General features: G+C 42.3%; 19 protein-coding genes. 9 read left to right on the forward strand and 10 right to left on the reverse strand.

Features of this window, described 5'->3' with window-relative positions; translation table 11 throughout:
- Positions 1-575 precede the first annotated feature (575 nt).
- Positions 576-1124: a DUF2058 domain-containing protein gene (locus tag AYW75_RS05175; RefSeq protein WP_067096421.1), complete on the forward strand. Its 549-nt coding sequence runs from the start codon at positions 576-578 to the stop codon at positions 1122-1124.
- 36 nt (positions 1125-1160) lie between these two features.
- On the opposite strand, the gene AYW75_RS05180 is transcribed toward AYW75_RS05175, so the two are convergent.
- Together AYW75_RS05180 and AYW75_RS05185 are read right to left on the reverse strand one after the other, a co-directional pair.
- Complete coding sequence (locus AYW75_RS05180) at positions 1161-1991, reverse strand: polyphosphate kinase 2 family protein (protein WP_067096424.1); 831 nt, start codon at positions 1989-1991, stop codon at positions 1161-1163.
- Between the two features lie 93 nt (positions 1992-2084).
- A complete protein-coding gene (locus AYW75_RS05185) occupies positions 2085-2822 on the reverse strand; it encodes a substrate-binding periplasmic protein (protein WP_067096427.1) in 738 nt (245 codons plus the stop codon).
- Between the two features lie 202 nt (positions 2823-3024).
- Between AYW75_RS05185 and AYW75_RS05190 the strand changes: the two genes are divergently transcribed.
- Positions 3025-3699 (forward strand): glutathione S-transferase, encoded by a 675-nt coding sequence (locus tag AYW75_RS05190; protein WP_067096431.1) that lies wholly within the window; start codon positions 3025-3027, stop codon positions 3697-3699.
- Positions 3700-3713: 14 nt separating this feature from the next.
- Here the strand turns inward: AYW75_RS05190 and AYW75_RS05195 are convergent, their stop codons facing one another.
- The 4 genes from AYW75_RS05195 to AYW75_RS05210 all read right to left on the reverse strand — a co-directional run bounded on the left by AYW75_RS05195 (position 3714) and on the right by AYW75_RS05210 (position 8229).
- Positions 3714-4865, reverse strand: a complete 1152-nt coding sequence (locus tag AYW75_RS05195) for a quaternary amine ABC transporter ATP-binding protein (RefSeq protein WP_067096434.1) — start codon at positions 4863-4865, stop codon at positions 3714-3716.
- Positions 4858-5757 carry an ABC transporter permease gene (locus tag AYW75_RS05200; protein WP_067096437.1) on the reverse strand — a complete coding sequence of 300 codons (900 nt, stop codon included), beginning with the start codon at positions 5755-5757 and terminating at the stop codon, positions 4858-4860. The genes AYW75_RS05195 and AYW75_RS05200 overlap by 8 nt, the downstream gene beginning before the upstream one ends.
- A gap of 64 nt (positions 5758-5821) precedes the next feature.
- Positions 5822-6820: an ABC transporter substrate-binding protein gene (locus AYW75_RS05205; RefSeq protein WP_197478904.1), complete on the reverse strand. Its 999-nt coding sequence runs from the start codon at positions 6818-6820 to the stop codon at positions 5822-5824.
- A 509-nt stretch (positions 6821-7329) separates the two neighbouring features.
- Entirely contained in the window at positions 7330-8229 is a 900-nt protein-coding gene (locus tag AYW75_RS05210) for a homocysteine S-methyltransferase family protein (RefSeq protein WP_197478905.1), read from the reverse strand.
- Positions 8230-8506: 277 nt separating this feature from the next.
- Between AYW75_RS05210 and AYW75_RS05215 the strand changes: the two genes are divergently transcribed.
- The 4 genes from AYW75_RS05215 to AYW75_RS05230 all read left to right on the forward strand — a co-directional run bounded on the left by AYW75_RS05215 (position 8507) and on the right by AYW75_RS05230 (position 12008).
- Positions 8507-9313, forward strand: a complete 807-nt coding sequence (locus AYW75_RS05215) for a transporter substrate-binding domain-containing protein (protein WP_082856403.1) — start codon at positions 8507-8509, stop codon at positions 9311-9313.
- A 71-nt stretch (positions 9314-9384) separates the two neighbouring features.
- On the forward strand, positions 9385-10332 hold the full coding sequence (locus AYW75_RS05220; protein WP_067096440.1) for an amino acid ABC transporter permease: 948 nt from the start codon (positions 9385-9387) through the stop codon (positions 10330-10332).
- Positions 10325-11083: an amino acid ABC transporter ATP-binding protein gene (locus AYW75_RS05225; RefSeq protein WP_331709516.1), complete on the forward strand. Its 759-nt coding sequence runs from the start codon at positions 10325-10327 to the stop codon at positions 11081-11083. The genes AYW75_RS05220 and AYW75_RS05225 overlap by 8 nt, the downstream gene beginning before the upstream one ends.
- A 37-nt stretch (positions 11084-11120) precedes the next feature.
- A complete protein-coding gene (locus tag AYW75_RS05230) occupies positions 11121-12008 on the forward strand; it encodes a LysR substrate-binding domain-containing protein (RefSeq protein WP_067096443.1) in 888 nt (295 codons plus the stop codon).
- A 9-nt stretch (positions 12009-12017) separates the two neighbouring features.
- Here the strand turns inward: AYW75_RS05230 and AYW75_RS05235 are convergent, their stop codons facing one another.
- Complete coding sequence (locus AYW75_RS05235) at positions 12018-13187, reverse strand: MFS transporter (RefSeq protein ID WP_067096446.1); 1170 nt, start codon at positions 13185-13187, stop codon at positions 12018-12020.
- Between the two features lie 36 nt (positions 13188-13223).
- On the opposite strand from AYW75_RS05235, the gene AYW75_RS05240 reads away from it, so the two are divergent.
- A complete protein-coding gene (locus AYW75_RS05240; protein ID WP_067096449.1) occupies positions 13224-13970 on the forward strand; it encodes a phosphatase PAP2 family protein in 747 nt (248 codons plus the stop codon).
- 2 nt (positions 13971-13972) lie between these two features.
- Here AYW75_RS05240 and AYW75_RS05245 read toward each other — a convergent pair whose 3' ends face one another.
- Entirely contained in the window at positions 13973-15580 is a 1608-nt protein-coding gene (locus AYW75_RS05245; protein ID WP_067096452.1) for a methyl-accepting chemotaxis protein, read from the reverse strand.
- Between the two features lie 218 nt (positions 15581-15798).
- On the opposite strand from AYW75_RS05245, the gene AYW75_RS05250 reads away from it, so the two are divergent.
- Both AYW75_RS05250 and AYW75_RS05255 read left to right on the forward strand, forming a co-directional pair.
- Complete coding sequence (locus AYW75_RS05250) at positions 15799-16266, forward strand: GNAT family N-acetyltransferase (protein ID WP_067096457.1); 468 nt, start codon at positions 15799-15801, stop codon at positions 16264-16266.
- A gap of 16 nt (positions 16267-16282) precedes the next feature.
- The gene (locus tag AYW75_RS05255; RefSeq protein ID WP_067096460.1) at positions 16283-16684 is read left to right on the forward strand and encodes an MmcQ/YjbR family DNA-binding protein; all 402 of its coding nucleotides are present in this window, start codon (positions 16283-16285) and stop codon (positions 16682-16684) included.
- A 56-nt stretch (positions 16685-16740) separates the two neighbouring features.
- Here AYW75_RS05255 and AYW75_RS05260 read toward each other — a convergent pair whose 3' ends face one another.
- Together AYW75_RS05260 and AYW75_RS05265 are read right to left on the reverse strand one after the other, a co-directional pair.
- Positions 16741-17286 (reverse strand): glutathione peroxidase, encoded by a 546-nt coding sequence (locus AYW75_RS05260; protein WP_067096463.1) that lies wholly within the window; start codon positions 17284-17286, stop codon positions 16741-16743.
- A 229-nt stretch (positions 17287-17515) separates the two neighbouring features.
- Positions 17516-19111, reverse strand: a complete 1596-nt coding sequence (locus tag AYW75_RS05265; protein WP_067097612.1) for an isocitrate lyase — start codon at positions 19109-19111, stop codon at positions 17516-17518.
- Positions 19112-19413: the final 302 nt, after the last annotated feature.

Raw genomic sequence — 19413 nt, forward strand, 5'->3', positions numbered from 1 at the left:
TCCCATGTGAGAGTAGGTCGTCGTCAAGCATCATACAAAGGAAGCCCTGATAGCCATGCTGTCAGGGCTTTTTTGTGTTTGAAATTCGGTTAACGCAACCCCCTCAATACCTCAGCCCAAGCAGCTTACGCTTACCCTTTTGCGCCCCGCTTGCGCCTGTCTCATGCTTCGACGCGTCAGCCCGTGGCCTCAAAAGCGTACGCTTTATGGCATTGGTCAGAGAAGGTGTTCAGAAGTGGCTCTCAAAACACTGCTATGGTGGTGTGAGTACATGCATGATCGTTTTCTATTAAGATACATCATACAAAGAAGGTCCTGATTGCCTGCTGTCAGGGCTTTTAAAAACCATGCTGCCTGTTTTACATCTGTCTCACAACGCACATTAAATGAGTTCAGTGCCCACGTTAAATAAGATAGATCTCGAGTTGATAGATATAAGCTTTATCAGCTAAAAGAAATGAGTTCATTTCCTAAAACTATTTCATTGTTATGCGTTACAAACGCTATGGTTAGCGAGAGCCTAAAAAGGCGCTATAATGCTGCCAATTAAGGCTTGAATCAGTGTAGAGGAAATCATGGCTAAGTCATTACAAGAGCAGCTCTTAGGTGCTGGTATCGTAGATAAGAAGAAAGCAAAAAAAATAAAAGCAGAAAAGTTGCAGACTAAGCAAAAAGCGAAAAAAGGACAAGTTGATAACAGTGAAGAGTTATCTCGTCAGGCGGAGCTGAAACGTCAAAAAGAAGAAAAAGCGGCACGTGATAAAGAGCTTAATCGCCAACGTCAGGAAGAAATTGAGCATAAAGCGATTCTTGGTCAAATTCGACAGTTAATCCTTCAGAACCGTGTTGCTAAAGATGACGGTGAGATTGCTTATAACTTTACAGATGATAAGAAAGTTAAAAAGCTTTATGTGTCAGATAAGATGCATAAAGACTTATCTGAAGGGCGTTTAGCGATTGCTAAGTTAGAAGGTCAATACGAAGTATTAGCGAAAGGTGTCGCTGAGAAGATCGTTGAGAAAGCACCGGACATGATTCTTGTGCTAAATACTGCTCAGCCTCAAGAAGACGATGAGGATGATCCATACGCAGAATTCCAGATTCCTGATGACCTAATGTGGTAGTAGAGCTTAAAAGGGCCAATAGTTGGCCCTTTTAAATTAAAGTAATTTTAGGCCTAATTGCTTCTTAGCCGCTTTGACAACAGCTTCGTCAACAGGTGGTGGGCTCAGATCAACTTCTCTAGAAAGCTCTTCAATGATGGTATTAAGCACTTGCACGCGAGCATACCACTTTTTGTTACTTGGAATGATGTGCCACGGTGCTGACACGGTTGCCGTGCGTTGGAACATTTCGTCTGTAGCTGACTCATACTCATCCCATTTTGCGCGATTGCGTAGGTCTTCTTCTGTGAGTTTCCATTGCTTCGTAGGATTGTTCAATCGCTCTTCAAAACGTTTTAGCTGTTCCGCTTTAGATATGTGCATGAAGACCTTGATGATACGTACACCATCATCTGTCAGCATACGTTCATACTCATTAATTTCCTGATAGGCTCGCTGCCATTCAAAGGGGGATGCGAAGCCTTCGACCCTTTCAACAAGTACTCGCTCGAACCAAGACCTATCAAATATGGCGATAGCTCCAGGCTTAGGTAAGCGAGTTTGAAAACGATAAAGGTAATGTTTACCTTGTTCTTCGTCAGTTGGAGAAGAGATTGGATGAACTCGATAACCACGAGGGTCAAGTTTCTCAGTAATGCGTCTAATCGCCCCACCTTTTCCGGCTGCATCCCAGCCTTGAAATATGATGATGGCCCGTTTGCCTTGGTGGTAATAGGCCTGCTGTACTTGCAGCATGAGCTCTTGAGCTTTCTTTAGCTTTTTTCGGTACTGTTCTTTGCTCTTTAAAGAGTATGCTTTATGGTCAATGTCGCAGTCACTTAATTTTGGTGGTGTAGTAACCAATGAAATAGTACTGGGTAAGAACATTCCTTGCTCCAAAAATTATAAAGCCTTCAAAGAAAGTCTTTGAAGGCTTTAGTTAGTTTACGCTGAAGTAGTTATATCAGAAAGGTAGTTAACTTACTGCTGGTTAAACTCTGTAAGGATTTCATCGTAACGGCCTGACATTTGAATTTCCATCAAACCTTTGTTAAATGCATCACGAAGTTCTTCTGCATTTGGAATAGATTTTGAAATCAAAAGATAAAGGTCATTTTCTTCCAGTGGCGGAAGAAGAATTTGTAGTTGAGATGCGTCAATGCCAGCAGCTTCAGCCGCTTCTTTTGCTACCGCTAGGCTGTCAGCATAAAGCTGAACTTCACCAGAATCTAATGCTTTAATGGCATCAGAGACTTCAGGGTATTCTTTTAGATCAGAAAATGGGAAATTATCAAAAGATTCACCAATGACAGAGCCTTTTAATTTAGCGATGCTGTATTGGTCTAGCGATTCGAAAGAATCGTAATTGCTAAGTGGGAAGTCTGGTTTTTTGATTAGACCAGCTAATACCGTGTAGATTGGAATTGAGAAGTAGTATTCTTGAGCGCGTTCTTCAGAGTAGTAGCCGCCAACAATTGCATCTTTATCACCTGCTTTAACGGTGTCTAATGCCGTTTGCCAAGCGGTAAACTCAATTGTGCTGTCATAGCCAGATTCAGCCAGTGCCTCGTCAACGATTGCGGAGATGAAACCGCCTTTTTCCAGACTATCGCCATAGAATGGCGGCCAGTTCATAGTAGTAAGGTCAACTGTTTGAGCTTGGACCGTAAGAGGTAGAGCAATAGCTAATGCGGAAAAGAACTTCGTAAGTTTTTTCATGTAGGTGATCCTCTTGTTTTGATAAAATTCTATACTATTTACTCATTCTATGAACATTGTTGCTTAATCTATAGTCAGTGCGTCGCAAATAGATAGGTAGTAGTCGTATTACTAAATAGTCACTACAGAATAGACTACTTACTCTGTCTGATAGCATATACTTTTAGCAGTTTTTTGTAACATATTGATTTGGAGAGTTTCTTTGTCTGCAGTTTTGTACAGTTTTCGGCGCTGTCCTTACGCCATACGAGCACGCTATACATTGGCAACTTTAATGTTAAGAGTTGAAATTCGTGAGGTGGTACTTAAACATAAGCCTGCTGCTTTGTTGGCATTAGGTGGGCGCTCTACGGTCCCTCAGTTACTAGTAGATGGTGATAGGTTTCCAGAAAGCTTAGACATTATCTTTTGGGCTTTGAAAACCTCTTCAAATGACGACCTAGTTAACCAATTGTGGCCTACCGATCCAATAGTTAGAGCAAAAATCATGAGCTGGATTAGGTTTAATGATCATTGTTTTAAACCTTGGTTAGACCGTTATAAATACGCGGATAGACATCCAGAGCAGTCTGAAAGCTATTATCGTGATAAAGGAGAGCGTTTTTTGAAACGCTTAGATACTAGACTTAAGCACTCTACAAACCTGCTTGGTGAGCAGATGACTATAGCAGACATTGCGATCTTTCCATTTATACGTCAGTTTGCAGGAGTTAATGCTAGTTGGTTTGAGGGAAGTGGCTATGTGTATTTGCAAGATTGGCTCAATAGAATTTTAAAAAGTGAATGCTTTGAAACCGTGATGGTGAAGTTAACTGCTTGGGATGAATCACAGGAAGTTAGCTACTTTCCTGAGCCCGTAGGGCTCAGGAATAGTTGATACAAGGCTAAAAGTTAAATTTTTAGCATTTCAGCCAAAGATTGATGGCTTAAATAACCACATAGTTCATCATCCTTATTGAGAACAGGGAGGGAAACTTTGCTTCGCAGCATCTTGGGTAAAACATCTTGAAGTAGCTCGTTTCTTCTAAGGCTTGGGACGGATGTCCATGATGCTGAGTAGTTCTCAGAAATCTTCGAGTAGGCTTCAAAGTCACCGCTTTTAGTCTTTCTAAATACAACATCATATTCTTTGAGGATTTCATCAGCCTTATTAGTATCATTATCTATAGACAGTATAGGTTGGGCTCGCTGCATGACGTTCTTGACTAATAATGCTCTGGCGCGATTCACATCTTTTGCAAAAGCACGAACATAATCGTCAGCAGGGTTTAAGATGATTTCGACCGGTTTACCGACTTGAACAAGCTTACCATCCTTTAATACTGCAATACGGTCACCTAAACGTAACGCTTCATCTAAATCGTGGGTAATGAAAACGATCGTTTTATGTAGATTTTCTTGAAGTTCGATTAACTGGCTTTGCATTTCAAAACGAATGAGAGGGTCTAAAGCTGAGAATGCTTCGTCCATTAATAGAATTTCAGCGTCGGTACACAAGGCACGAGCTAACCCCACACGCTGTTGTTGACCGCCAGAGAGTTGTGAAGGGTATTGTTCTTCATAGCCTGATAAGCCCACTGTTTCGAGCCATTCTTTCGCCTTTTCCTTCCATTCAGTTTTTTTCTGCCCTTTGATTGATAGGCCATAGCCAACATTCTCTACGACAGTGCGATGAGGCAGCAGACCAAAATGTTGAAATACCATCGACATCTTATGACGACGAAATTGCGTCAGCTCTTTCATCGAAAACTGCATGATATCATCACCATTAACTTTGATTTTCCCTGCAGTTGGATCAATTAAACGATTGAAGTGTCGAATTAGCGTTGATTTTCCAGAGCCTGATAGGCCCATGATTACAAAGATTTCCCCTTTACCAATAGTGAGGTTGATATCTTGTAAGCCAACAGTATGGCCTGTATCCGCTAATATTTCTTCTTTCGATGCCCCACCCTTGACAGCGGGAAGCACTTTTTCAGGGCTAGAGCCAAATATTTGATAAAGACCTTCAATTTCGATCAGTGCGTTTTCTGAATTAGCCATTATCATGTCCCTCTAGATGTCTCTGGGTTCGTTTTGCATAGCTTTGCGAAACCCGATCGAAAATAATAGCTAAAGCAACAATCGCTAAACCGTTCAATAAGCCAAGAGTGAAATACTGATTGGTGATAGATTTCAGAACGGGTTGCCCTAAGCCTTTCACGCCGATCATCGAAGCGATAACCACCATAGCGAGTGCCATCATAATAGTTTGGTTGATACCAGCCATAATAGTTGGCATTGCAAGTGGAAGCTGTACCCCAAATAAACGTTGGGTGGGTGTTGCACCGTAAGCAGTAGCGGCTTCCAAAGTTTCTTTATTAACCAACCGAATACCAAGATTGGTGAGTCGAATAACGGGAGGGATTGCATAGATAACCACGGCAATAACTCCGGGGATTTTACCAATACCCAGTAGCATCACGACAGGAATCAAATATACAAAAGCTGGCATGGTCTGCATAACATCAAGCAAGGGCGTTACAATCGATTGGGCACGATCAGAGCGAGACATTAGAATACCGATAGGAATACCTATGACAATCGACATGATGGTGCAGACCGTAATGATACTCAACGTACGCATCGTATCTTCCCACATACCGAAATAACCAATGAGTAAAAGTGAAATAACGACACCGATACTGAGCTTTAATGAACGTGTGGCCAAGTGAACAATGGCGGTGATGATAAAAAGAATTACCCACCATGGGGTTATGATGAGTAAGTTTTCAAACCAAACCAAAAAACTTAAAAGAGGGTCAAAAAGGGCTTCAATTGTATCGCCGTACTCACGGGAAAAATCACGATAAGCACCATCGAGTGTCTTACGGATTGTGAGTAACTCGCGACGGCTCATATCTGGAAATTCGGTTAACCAGGATGCGTCTGCCATAAATCTATCTCACTGTGTTAAAAAAATGAGGAGAGCAACAAGCTCCCCTTAGCATTAAATTTTGTTAAAGATTATCTAACGCTTCATCTAATTTTACTTTTACATCACTACTGACCCACTGAGACCAAATATCCTCGTGCTCAAACATGAAGTTCTCAGCGGCATATTTACCATCTGCTTGGTTTTCTTCCATCCAAGCTAAAAGGCCGTTCATTTCATTGTTAGTAAACGACCGACGAGAAAGGTATTCATAGGCTTCCGGTGCTCGTTCTGCGAACTCAGATGTTGTTACAGTGTATACAGGAGAAGGGGGATACATGGTCACTTTTGGATCAAGACAGTTTTCTTGAGACGTACAATCGGTGAACTCTTCTTCATCGATCCCGCTACCAAAGTCGACTTTGACCATTTTATATTTACCGAGTATCGCAGTAGGTGCCCAGTAGTATCCAAACCATGGTTCCTGACGCTCATACGCACGTGCAATCGAACCAGAAAGCCCCGCACCAGAACCTGGATCAATTAATTCAAAGCCAGAGTCATCGAGCTCCAAGGCATGGAAGAGGTTACGTGCCGTTATTTGGCAATTCCAGCCAGCAGGGCAACCGTAGAAACCGGAAACTGAAGAGTCTTCAGGGTGTGGGAAACCACTAGCGTGCTTTTTGACGCCTTCGATCGTGGCGAGCTCAGGGTACTCGTCAACCATATATTGCGGTACCCAAAAACCTTCCTCGCCACCATCTGAAAGAGACTTACTAGCAATCTTTAAGCGACCCTCTTCGACCCCGCGATCCAACGCGTCTTTCATGGCATTAGTCCACAGTTCAGGGGCAATATCAGGTTCCCCTTTTTCAATCATAGACGTTCCGGTTGGCATGGTGTCGCCTGGTACAAGCTCAGCTTCGCAGTCGTAGCCGTTTGCTAAAATGAATTGATCCACGTTAGCCATCAAGCTAGCGGAGTTCCAATTCATTTCAGCAATCATTACCTTGCCACAATCTGCTGCAAAAGATGAGCAAGCGAAAAGTACACCAGCGGTAGAAACGAGAGCATATTTCATCATTTTTCTGTTCCTTAGTTATAAATTTATTGTTGAGTCATGTAGTTATTATTTGTATTTAATTTACACATCTAACAATTGCTAATCAAATTGCAATTGAAATAAGGAGAGATTTTGGAGACGGTTACAACAGGTGATGATTGAAAAATCACCTATTTTTACAGCGTAGCAGGCGAAAAAAGTGATTTACGGAGCGTGAAATTACTTTTAAACGATTAGTGAGAAAGGAAAATTTGTTTTTATTCATTAAAATCAATGATTTAAGGTTTTATATATATGTTTTCATATGAACTGAGCTTTTGAGAATGAAATAGAGGTACTTTCTCAAGTTATGATTAATCAAATTATAAGGTGGGCTGTAGAAAATGCTTTGTTGTGAAAGTAAAAGAGTACTTTCCTGTATTGTCAGCACTATGCTCTTCGTGACGAAACACTATGCAGATTGACGGGGTAAAGGACAGACTGGCGTATTGAAATTCAAATACGTCAGTCTGAGTAGCTAAAATAGAGGTTTATAGATGCTTAGAAAGCTTTTCCATATGTTCAGGGCCTATACCGCAACAGCCACCAATTAGCGTTGCTCCAAGCTCTTTCCAGCGTTGCGCCCATACTAGGTACGAGTCAGGTGTTAAATCATCACGAAGCTCATCTAAGCCGTCATTGGCAGTAGCACTTTTTGGCTGAGGTGGAAAAGCATTTGCGTAAGCACCAAGTTGAACTTGCTGGTTGGTGTCTGACAGTATTGAAGCAGCTACTTCAATTGCATCGGCGATTATTTCCGGCTGACAACAATTAAAAAGAATACCATTTACACCTGCTTTGACAGTAGCCAAAACAGCATCAGCTACCGTTTCACCTGATCGTAGGCGAGGTTGATCAGTGACTTCCGAATCTTCGAGTGTAAAGGCAACCCAATAAGGCTTATTCTGACCATCAATCTCATCGACAAGTGCTTTTACTTGTAGCGTTTCTGCAATTAAACTTTGAGTTTCACTTAGCCAAAGGTCGACATTTGGAGCCAACGCTTCAATCAAAGGCCGTGCTATTTGTTCTGCACGATCAGCTTCATATAAATCAGCGCGGTAAGAGCCAAACAAAGGCGCTAATGATCCCGCTACTTTTACGTCTGCATCGGCTTCTTGAGCAGCTTCACGAGCAACTCGTGCTGATTCAGCCGCTAGCTCTGCTGCTCTTTGTTGAAAGGCCACTTCGCCAATATGGAAAGGGACCAATGCATAGCTGTTTGTTGTGATGACACGAGAGCCCGCTTCGATGAATGCTTTATGAACATCTTTAACGATTTCTGGTGCTTCCATCATAGCCAAAGCTGACCATTCTGGTTGTTTAAACGGGGCACCGCGACGCTCTAATTCACGACCCATGCCGCCATCAAGGATAGTAATTGATTGCATAACTGTTTCCATTGCTTTGAATGGAGGCATTTTTACCATGTGATGAATAGATGGAAAAGAATTTGATTATAAAATTTAGGTCAATTTGCTCTTTTTGAGTTTATAATCTCTAAGACACCATAAAAATAGTGCTATCCATTAAAATAATGGGGTCTTAGGCCTAGATTCCATGGTTACTACATATCCCTGCTTTCCGTTATATTATCCGCCAAATAATCCCTACAAAATCCATGTGTGTTTAGCCTGTGATAAATGGCTTAACAAAATAAGGAATACTATGAAACTTGGTCTGAAGAAAGCCCTTTCTGGCTTAGCACTGGTTGGTGCATTGTTTTCTACTAACATCCATGCTACTGAACCTGCCATTGATAACATATTGTCGAGCGGTGAGCTTAAAGTGTGTTTTGAAGCAGGCTACATTCCTTTTGAAATGAAGACCAAAGACGGCCGTTTTATCGGTTTTGATATTGATATTGCAAAGCATATGGCACGCTCTATGGACGTCAAGTTCACACCTGTTAATACAGCATGGGACGGTATTATTCCTGCTTTGCAAACGGGTAAATGCGACATCATCATTGGTGGTATGGCGATTACGCCTCAACGTAACCTAAAAGTAATGTTTGCTGATACGTACATTGAGATTGGTCAAACTGTATTGATTAAGTCTGATTTAGAAGGAACAGTGGCATCGTATCGCGATCTGAATGATGCTAAGTACACATTGGTTTCTCAAATCGGCACAACGGGTGCTCAAGCAGCCAAGAAATTCTTTCCGAAAGCAAAGTTAGATTTGTTTGAAACGTCTGCAGATGCTGTGCTTCAAGTTGCAAATGGTAAAGCCGATGCGTTCGTTTACGACCTTCCATATAATGCTTTGTATGCATCGCAGCATCAAGATAATGTGGTTCATTTGGACCAATCGTTTACTTATGAACCACTGGGATGGGCGATTCGTCAGAATGATCCAAACTTCATTAACTTCTTAAATAACTATCTTGTCCAAATCAAGAAAGATGGTTCTTATGATCGTATTTACGATAAATGGTTTAAGTCTGATGCTTGGGTCGATAGTATCCAGTAACATTTCTGCGTCATTTTTAGTGTTTCAAAGAGTCTATATTCTATAGGCTCTTTTTGTATTTAAGAGAGCTCATGCAAACTCAATCTTCACGTTGGCTAGGTCACGGGGTTTACCTTGTAATCATGGCAATATTGATTTCTGGTGTGTACTTCGCAGGCCAGAAAATCGATTATACATGGCACTGGGAACGCTTGTGGCCCTACATTATTAACACGGAATCCCAAGATATTTTGGCTGTCACAGACGGTACAGCCAAAGTTGATAATTCAGGTCACCTATCCATCACGCCTGATTATGGTGATGATCCACAGATTGTTGAAAGATACGACACGCTGGTGTCTCGCAATGGCGATTTAATCTTTCAAGGTGATACGATTGCTCGCCTTGATGGGTGGCGCTTTGGACCGATTGCTGAAGGCTTATGGGTAACCATTAAGATATCTTTTATCTCATTAATATTTGCCGTGTTGTTGGGGGTAATATTTGGGTTGATGCGAGTAGCGCACGGACAAGTATGGCGTAACCTTGCGGTGACATATGTAGAAGTCATTCGCGGCACACCATTATTGGTGCAAATATTTATTGTCTATTTTTTTATTGGCACGGTATTCGATTTAGATCGTTTTACAGCTGGTGTCGCTGCGTTATCCATTTTCACCGGTGCCTATGTTGCTGAAATCGTTCGTGCCGGAATACAGTCGGTTCCAGTTGGGCAAATGGAAGCCGCTCGATCTCTGGGGATGAATTATGTGCAAGCAATGGCGTATGTCATCATGCCTCAGGCTATTAAGCGTACTTTACCGCCTCTAGCGGGACAGTTTATTAACTTAATTAAAGATTCCTCTTTGGTTTCAGTGATTTCGATAACCGATTTAACCAAGGCAGGTCGAGAAGTGGTCAGTGGTAGCTTTGCACCTTTTGAAGTGTGGTTTACCGTCGCCGCTTTATATTTGGTCGTGACGGGAGGCCTGTCATTGGTTATCCAGCGTTTAGAAAAGAGGTTATCAGCCAGTGATTGATCAATTAACACCGCCGGACTCGAAAATATTGATCAAAGCTAAGAAAGTAAACAAGATTTTTCCGAATGGCTGTCATGCATTGAAAAATGTGTCGTTGGATATCAAGCGTGGTGAGGTAGTTGTTATCATTGGGCCAAGTGGCTCTGGAAAATCTACTTTCTTACGTACACTGAATCAGCTAGAAAGTATTTCATCAGGTAACATCTTATTAGATCAAGTAGATTTGACTGATAAACGCACAGATATAAATGCTGTTCGTGCTGAAGTGGGTATGGTATTTCAATCGTTCAACTTATTCCCACATAAAACTGCGCTGGGTAATGTAATGTTAGCGCCCATGAAGGTCCTTAAACAAAGCAAAGAAGATGCTAAGCAAGGTGCTCGTGATTTGTTATACCGAGTGGGTTTAGCAGATCGCATGAACAATTATCCGTCTCGACTATCGGGTGGTCAGCAGCAACGTGTCGCCATTGCTCGATCTTTGGCTATGAAACCTAAAGCCCTTTTGTTTGATGAACCCACCAGTGCACTTGACCCAGAAATGGTAGGAGAAGTGTTAGACGTGATGAAAGAGCTGGCCAGTGAAGGTATGACCATGGTCGTGGTCACCCATGAAATGGGGTTTGCTCGTGAAGTGGCCGATCGTGTAGTTTTTATGGAAGAAGGAGAGCTGGTATTAGAAGAAACCCCTGAGCGTTTTTTCCATTCCGAGCATCCACGCTTGCAACGGTTTTTAGGTCAGGTACTCTAGCGCCTCGTATTTTTTAGAGCGATGGTTGAAGCACTGCATGAACTCAAAAACACTGCCTCCGTTAAATTGGTTAAGAACCTTCGAAGTCGCTGCTCGTAGCCTTAATTTTACCAAAGCTGCGCAAGAGCTTCACTTAACCCAAGGTGCAGTCAGTCAGCAGATTCGTTTATTAGAAGCTCATTTAGGAGTAGCTCTATTCACTCGTCTCCCTCGTGGATTAGCACTTACTGATGAAGGCATGTCGTATCTTCCTGTCGTGCAAGATTCTATTTCTCGACTGTCTGCTGCGACAAATGAGCTGTTTAGCCAAGATCAAAGAGCCCCAGTTAAAATTCGGGGTAGCTTATCTTTCTTTGTACACTGGTTGGCGCCGAGACTGACAGATTTTCATGCATTGCATCCCAACATCGACATTCGTTACATCAGCTCCCTTTGGGTGAAAGACTCTGAGGTTGATGACGATTTTGAAATTCGATGGGGTTGTGGTCAATGGCCTGGCTACGTCTCTCAGCGTCTCAGTTGGGATGGCTTGTTCCCAGTTTGCTCCCCCGATTTATTAGAATGTTCACCGATTCGTTCAACCTCTGATTTGTCAGCTCATACTTTATTGCATGTTTTGGGATATGAAGAAGGTTGGGGGTATTGGTTATCGATGGTAAATGAGACACAAGTAGACCCTTCGCGAGGCATGCAGTTAGACACACTTTTAGCCTCATTACGGATGGCAGAGCTGGGCATAGGTGTAGCATTAGCCCGCTCTTCCATGGTCGAAGACATGCTGGCAGATGGGCGTTTAGTGGCTCCACTGACTGAACAGGTAGAAGCCAGTGAATCATTTTACTTAGTACAACGTTTCGGTAAGACGCTTTCAGCGGAAGCGCATGTTTTTTTAGATTGGTTGGAGCGTACGTTACGCAGTAAATAACGTGTTTTTTTATCGGCCATTTGATAATCCCTCCCTAGATAATTTACGGTTTACGACTAATAAGATTAGGGCGCTAAAAGATAGACTTGCTGCTGCAGCGGGGATCCAAGCGTAGCCAAATCCAAGTGTTATAACTGCACCACCTAAGGCTGCTCCCAGTGCGTTACCTAAATTAAACGCACCAATGTTGATGGATGAGGCTAATCCTGGAGCCTTATCTGCAATGGTCATCACCTTCATTTGCAATGGTGGCCCAATCATAAAGTTCACAACGCCCCAAACAGCAATTATTACGATAGCTGAAAATAAGTCGCTTACCATAAGGCTGAATAAACCCAAAATAGTGACTTGTCCTATTAATGCGACCACCAAAGATAAATCAGGTGAGTGATCAGACAATTTACCGCTAATGAAATTGCCTAGAGTAAAACCAATACCAGCTATCATTAGTAGATAAGCAATGTTGCTGTCTGAAATGCTGGCTAAAGTTTGTAAAATTGGCGTGATATAGGTGTACAGCGTAAACATTGAGCCAGCACATAAAACGGTTGTTAGGAAAGTGCGTAGTGCTGCTGGTTGCAAAATAGCCTGAAGCTCTTGCTTTACGTTCGGGCGGTTTGGCTTCTCCATTTGGGGCAATGTACGCCATAAACCAATCATAGCCACTAACCCAAGTGCCGAAGTAGCAGCAAAGGCCATACGCCAGTGAACGCTTTGTCCAAGCCAAGTTGCTATGGGTACACCAATAATATTAGCAATGGTTAACCCTAAAAACATAGAGGCTACTGCGCTGCCTTGTTTTCCCGGTGGCGCAAGTTTCATGGCAACTAAGGCACCTATACCAAAAAAAGCACCATGGGACAGGCTAGTAGTAATTCGTGAGATCATTAGAATGCTGTAATCGGTAGCCAATGCGGAAAAAACATTACCGACGAAAAAGACGATCATTAAAGCAATCAGTGAAAACTTATGACTAAAGCGTGTTAAATACAGCGTTACCAGTGGAGCACCAAACATAACGCCCACAGCGTAAGCACTAATGAGTAGGCCAGCCGATGGGATAGATACGTCCACACCTTCGGCAATCGTCGGAAGCAAACCCATTGGGAAAAATTCAGTCGTACCAAGGCCAAAAGCTCCAAGTGCCAGAGCAAACACGCCCCACTTATATGTTTGCATCGCAAATCCTTTTTCATCAGTAGCATTAGTTAAATTGTGACAGAAGATCAAAATAAGGTGAAACCTACGCGCAATCCTGCATCAATTCAATTAAGCCATGTATATTTACTCATTATTATTAATTTTTTAGGGTGTCTTGGAGGCTACTTGTTTTATCGCTTGGTTTATCCTGTTTTACTACTAGGGATTTTATTGTGTATTTGGTTAAGCTTTGGTCAAGCAGGAGATTTTGATCGAATTGGGCTACTTTTCTTTCGCGATGAACAAGGGAGGTTACTTGGTCCCGAATGGGGCAGTGTAATCATTCGAGATATTACTGCGTTTGGTAGCAACTGGATATTGTTATTTGGTATGGCTGTGATGAGTTTGATGTTCACACTACGACGTTACTACCTACAATCCATAGAGCTACTTACTATGACCTTAGGGGGCGTGTTCTTAAGTATGGGAGCCAAGTACTTATTTCAACGTCCTCGACCAGAGTTGGTACCGCATCTTATCGAAGTGTATACGCCCAGTTTTCCTTCAGGGCATGCGACTATGTCTATGGTGTGTTTTTTGGGTGGCGCACTGGTAATTGCAAGAATGTGGCCCGAAAGTATAGCTCGTCGCGCTTTGATTACTGTGGCGGTGTTAAGTAGCTTAGTAGTTGGTGCAAGTCGTGTGATGTTGGGCGTACATTGGCCATCAGATGTTTTGGCTGGCTGGCTACTGGGGATTTTTTGGGTGCTAGTTGTTCATCAGTACTGCTCGCATTATCGATTGAGCAGTACTGTAAACTAGCGTTAAGACTTAAATTGGTTAATAGTCGCGTCCAGAGATTGAGATATTTTAGCAATTTCTTCACTCTGCTTTAACGTTTTATGAGAGCCAGAGCCTGTTTGTTCTGAAATCGCACTAATAGCATGAATATTATTGTTTATTTCATTTACCACAGCGCTTTGCTCTGACGCTGCAGCGGCAATCATGGTATTCATTTCACGAATTTTATCAACGCTTAAAGCGATGTCTTCTAAAGCGTGAGCCGCTTTATTTGCATCCTCAACACTATCGCTTGCTTGAGCTTTACTGGCTTCCATTGCTTGAACCGCTTCGTTGGAAATGGCTGAAAGGTTGTCAATGATAGAGCGAATTTCTTCTGTTGAAAGTTGCGTGCGACTGGCAAGGCTACGAACTTCATCGGCCACCACGGCAAATCCTCGACCTTGCTCACCAGCACGGGCCGCTTCAATCGCTGCATTTAAAGCAAGTAGGTTAGTTTGTTCTGCAATATCGCTGATTTCTTGTGATACGCGACCAATGCCTTGAGCACCTTCTGCCAGCTCTTTGACTACAACTGTGGCGGCATCGACTTTTTGCGCCAGTTCAATGTTTGTGTTTGCCACATGCAACACCATATTTTTACCCTCATCTGCAAGAGATTTGGTGTCACTGGCTGAGCCCTCTGCGTTTGCGGCATTTCGCGCCACTTCTTCAGCTGCATTAGATAACTCTTGAATTGATTGCGCTAAAAGTTCACTTTCATTCTTTTGCTTATCAACGCCTTCACTGGTTTCGCGTGTTACTTGAGCAAGTTGGTCTGCTGAAGAACTTAGATTATCCATGGTTTTGGTAAGGCTATGGATCGTCGGCTGGAAGTGATCGAGCATATTATTGGTCGCTTGGCCCACCATTCGAAATTCATCGTTAGCACCTAATTTTATTCTCGGTCTAAGGTCTGCATTTTCACCAATAACGGACATAGTGTCTTTTAGACGGTTTAGGGGCTGGATCAGCACTTTTAACAAAATGAAGTAAATGATTACCATGCCGATAAAAATAGCAATAAAATTAATAGTGGAATTTTGTATGATGGCAGTTTCAATGTCTTCATCTCGTTCTGCCATAGAATAAGTAATACGAGCAGCGCCTAAAATGGTGCCTTCCGTTACAGGATGGCAAGTTAAACAATTTGTTCCATGACGATCTGTAGTGGCTTCAAAAGGCAGTAGCAATGTGATGTGTCGTTCACCATCAATAGTATTCACGTCAATAATGGTTTCTCCATTCAAAGCCCGTTTATCTAGCTCATCTTGTGGCTTCTCGTGTTCAAAACCCGGACCGTAAATGTTGCTTACCGCGTCAGCACGCAGCATACGAACATTGGCAATACCTTCTCGTTGAGCAATCTTATCTCGTAATATTTCACGGCTGGCCATCGCACCGGTAAACATTAGTGCGTTCATACTGTCCATATAGCCATTAGCAATATCTAGTAGTTGGTGTTCACTGAGATCTAAAAGGCGTTCTTTTTGTTGGTGAGAAGAGTACAGGTTCAGTGCAGCAATGATGAAAATTAAAATGCCAGCCATCGGCAGGAGTATTTTCCAGCGAACGGAGATGTACTGATGCATAAAAACGCCTCATTATTTTTAGTAAATGTGTAAAAATTTAACACGCCTGTTCAGTGTATTGCCTTTTATCAATTAAATGTATTGATCTAGCTCTAACATTTAGTAATTCTTTTATATATTAAGCCTAGTTTGAAAAAATGGTTACCGGGACTAAGGGTTTAAGCTTCATTGATGGCTTATGTTAAAATCTGAGAGTATTGATTTAGCATGGGTATTAAATGATTAGATTTATTCAAGAGTCTGACTGGCCGCAGATTATGGCCATTCAATCCGATGTATATCTTGATGTAACGCCTGAGTCACTTCATGTGTTGCAAAAGAAGTGGCACCGATCTCCGGATTTTTGTTTTGTCTATGAAGAGAGGGGAAAAGTGGTTGCATATTTACTTGCTCATACTTGGTCTGGTGCGTTGCCTAAGCTAGATACCGTGCTAGACTTTTCCGTTTCTAGTAAATGGGTATTGCTTCATGATTTAGCTGTTTCTGAGCCAAATAAAGGGATTGGAAAAAGCATGATTAGACACTTCTTATCAGTAGTGTCGTGGATGGCTTATACTCAAATTAAGTTGGTATCTATTCAAAATAGTGCTTCGTTTTGGGCATCATTTGGCTTTAAAAGAAGCTCTGGTTCGGTATCGGATTGTTATGGAAGTGGGGCTTTGTTGATGATTCGAAGCGAATCTTAAAAGTAAGGAGTGGTTAATGTCGGGTCAGTTTAATGATGTGAAAGCATATATAAAAGCAAAACCTGAAGCCAAAGAGGAATACCCATTTAAGCCAGATGTCCCTGTTTTTAAAGTATATGGAAAAATGTTTGCATTGCTTTCAGAACAGCAAGGTACTCCAGTAGTGAATTTAAAATGTGACCCTGAGCATGCGATCGAATTACGCAGCATTTTCGAGACAGTAAAGCCTGGCTATCACATGAATAAAAAACATTGGAATACAGTGTACCTAGATGATTCTTTACCTATAGGTGAAGTGATGTGTATGGTTGATCAATCCTATGAATTGGTTGTTAGAGGTTTGACTAAAAAAGATCGTCAGAGCCTTGAATTAAGATATTCTTCGAGTGACTTGTACGGGCGAAAGAGTGACTCATAAAAGAGCCATGGAAGTCATTAGGGTTATGCCTCATTGCTCCATAACCCTAATAAATGCTAGCCATTTGCCAGAGCTACACGAATGGTGCTAACTAAATTAGTGTCATCTAATGGCGTATTAGGTGCAAAACGCCCCAGCACTTGACCTGAACGACTGATGATAAATTTTTCAAAATTCCACACTACTTCAGGCGCCTGTGTCGGCTCTATATCGTAACCTTTGAGCTTTTCTTCCATTTCATGACGATTGATCGTAATAGCTGCTTCTTTTGTGAGATAGTCGTACAAAGGATGTTTGTTTTCCCCTGTTACTTGTATTTTGCTAAACATAGGGAACGTAACATTGTATTGCGTGCTACAAAACGATTTTATCTCATCGTCTGTACCGGGCTCTTGGCCAGCAAAATCGTTCGCTGGAAAAGCAAGTATTTCAAACCCAAGGTCCTTGGTATGTTCATACAGGGCTTGAAGGCCTTCATACTGTGGCGTTAAACCACATTTTGATGCAACGTTAACGATCAGTAGAACCTTGTCGCAGAAAGGTTCTAGGGTCATCTCGTTTCCGTCGATGTCCTTCACTGCGATATCGTAAATATCCGTCATCTTCTTACCCCTTTGTTATCGTGAATAAACTTGGTTGTTTATTCTCTCAATAAGTTCCTTTGGCCATTCTGACGTAAAACCAATGACCAGCATGTGACAATACGAATGTTCAGTGTAATGCGGATTGCGGTATGGTCAAATTTGCCATAAAAAAATGGGCCGCGTATGCGGCCCAATGCGGGGGAAAAGATCAAACTGGTGGCGTATTGATCGCTCTGAGGTAAATGGTTTAGCCAAATTGGTTCATGGTATTATCTTTACCGGAAGCCTTGAGCGCAGCTTCTCCCGAGAAATATTCCTTGTGATCATCGCCCATGTCCGAGCCTGCCATGTTTTGATGTTTCACACAGGCAATGGATTGACGAATTTCTTCTCGCTGAACATTTTTCACATAGCCCAGCATGCCTTCGGATCCAAAGTACTCTTTGGCTAAGTTATCGGTAGACAGTGCGGCTGTGTGGTAAGTCGGCAAAGTGATCAAATGATGGAAAATACCGGCTTCACGTGCCGCATCCGCTTGGAAATTACGAATACGATTGTCCGCTTCTTGGGCCAGTTCGCTGTTGTCGTACTCCACGCTCATTAGCTGAGTACGGTCGTACGCTGACATATTAAGACCTTCGGTTTCCCATGCATCAAATACTTGTTGACGGAAGCTAAGTGTCCAGTTGAACGATGGTGAGTTATTGTAAACCAGTTTGGCATTTGGTACGGCTTCGCGGATTCGATCTACCATGCCTTTGATCTGACCGACATGAGGCTTTTCAGTCTCGATCCAGAGTAAGTCCGCACCATTTTGTAATGAGGTAATACAGTCCAGTACCACTCGGTCTTCGCCTGATCCTTTGCGGAATTGGAATAAGTTGCTGGCTAGACGCTTAGGACGTACCAGTTTACCATCACGCATCATCAGTACATCGCTTTCAGTCGTATTACTAAGCTCAATTTCTTCGACATCAAGAAAAGCATTGTATTGCGCACCAAGATCTCCGGGGGTTTGGGACACTGCAATTTGTTTCGTTAAGCCAGCGCCGAGTGAGTCAGTTCGTGCCACAATCACACCGTCATCAACGCCTAGTTCAAGGAAGGCGTAGCGTACGGCGCGGATCTTGGCTAAGAAATCCTCGTGAGGCACGGTTACTTTGCCATCTTGGTGACCACACTGTTTTTCATCGGACACTTGGTTTTCAATTTGGATACAACATGCGCCGGCTTCGATCATCTTTTTCGCAAGTAGGTAAGTCGCTTCTGCGTTACCGAAGCCCGCATCAATGTCTGCAATAATTGGAACAATATGAGTTTGGTATTCATCCAGTTGCTTTTGTAGCGATGCGGCTTTGACTTCATCTCCTGCACCTTTGGCGTCATCTAACTGACGGAATAGTCCACCCATTTCTCGAGCATCTGCTTGGCGTAAAAAAGTGTACAGCTCTTCAATTAAATCGGGTACTGAGGTTTTCTCATGCATGGATTGATCGGGTAATGGGCCAAATTCAGAGCGTAGCGCTGCAATCATCCAACCAGATAGGTATAAGTAGCGGCGATCAGTAGAATTGAAATGTTTCTTAATGGAAATCATTTTTTGCTGACCGATAAAACCATGCCAGCAACCTAGAGATTGTGTGTATTGTGAAGGGTCTTGGTCGTAGCGTTCCATATCTGAACGCATGATTTTTGCCGTGTATCGTGCAATGTCTAAGCCTGTTTTAAAGCGGTTCTGAGCACGCATTCGAGCGGCGTACTCAGGATTAATAGCTGCCCAGGGTGTTCCATGTTGAGCGATTAGGGTAGCAGTTGCGTCGATATCATTGTTGTAATTAGACATGGCATTTTCCTCTTGGTGTTTCGGTTGCTGCGCCGCTTGTTTGCGGTCGTGCATTTCTTGATCACCCTTTCAGTCTGTGCCGAGTTGTATGATTCGTCTAATCTATATTTGTTATTGTAACCATATCTTTTATGAATGTGATTTTTGAGCTACATCGGTTCATAGTGAATGATATATCGTCTATTCAGAATGAATGTTAAAAAATACTGACTTTTTAAAAATAAATATTCGATTTAATTCTAAAGGTCATTCATGTTGTGAATGTTGTTGAATCTATTTTTATTGTTCAAAGTTATTCATTT

The sequence above is a fragment of the Marinomonas atlantica genome, from assembly GCF_001639725.1.
Lineage (GTDB): Bacteria > Pseudomonadota > Gammaproteobacteria > Pseudomonadales > Marinomonadaceae > Marinomonas > Marinomonas atlantica.

Coding starts and splice junctions, on each gene's coding strand:
- AYW75_RS05175 (WP_067096421.1), top strand. CDS start 576: ATGGCTAAGTCATTACAAGAGCAGCTCTTAGGTGCTGGTATCGTAGAT.
- AYW75_RS05180 (WP_067096424.1), bottom strand. CDS start 1,991: ATGTTCTTACCCAGTACTATTTCATTGGTTACTACACCACCAAAATTA.
- AYW75_RS05185 (WP_067096427.1), bottom strand. CDS start 2,822: ATGAAAAAACTTACGAAGTTCTTTTCCGCATTAGCTATTGCTCTACCT.
- AYW75_RS05195 (WP_067096434.1), bottom strand. CDS start 4,865: ATGGCTAATTCAGAAAACGCACTGATCGAAATTGAAGGTCTTTATCAA.
- AYW75_RS05200 (WP_067096437.1), bottom strand. CDS start 5,757: ATGGCAGACGCATCCTGGTTAACCGAATTTCCAGATATGAGCCGTCGC.
- AYW75_RS05205 (WP_197478904.1), bottom strand. CDS start 6,820: ATGATGAAATATGCTCTCGTTTCTACCGCTGGTGTACTTTTCGCTTGC.
- AYW75_RS05210 (WP_197478905.1), bottom strand. CDS start 8,229: ATGCAATCAATTACTATCCTTGATGGCGGCATGGGTCGTGAATTAGAG.
- AYW75_RS05215 (WP_082856403.1), top strand. CDS start 8,507: ATGAAACTTGGTCTGAAGAAAGCCCTTTCTGGCTTAGCACTGGTTGGT.
- AYW75_RS05220 (WP_067096440.1), top strand. CDS start 9,385: ATGCAAACTCAATCTTCACGTTGGCTAGGTCACGGGGTTTACCTTGTA.
- AYW75_RS05230 (WP_067096443.1), top strand. CDS start 11,121: ATGAACTCAAAAACACTGCCTCCGTTAAATTGGTTAAGAACCTTCGAA.
- AYW75_RS05235 (WP_067096446.1), bottom strand. CDS start 13,187: ATGCAAACATATAAGTGGGGCGTGTTTGCTCTGGCACTTGGAGCTTTT.
- AYW75_RS05245 (WP_067096452.1), bottom strand. CDS start 15,580: ATGCATCAGTACATCTCCGTTCGCTGGAAAATACTCCTGCCGATGGCT.
- AYW75_RS05250 (WP_067096457.1), top strand. CDS start 15,799: ATGATTAGATTTATTCAAGAGTCTGACTGGCCGCAGATTATGGCCATT.
- AYW75_RS05255 (WP_067096460.1), top strand. CDS start 16,283: ATGTCGGGTCAGTTTAATGATGTGAAAGCATATATAAAAGCAAAACCT.
- AYW75_RS05260 (WP_067096463.1), bottom strand. CDS start 17,286: ATGACGGATATTTACGATATCGCAGTGAAGGACATCGACGGAAACGAG.
- AYW75_RS05265 (WP_067097612.1), bottom strand. CDS start 19,111: ATGTCTAATTACAACAATGATATCGACGCAACTGCTACCCTAATCGCT.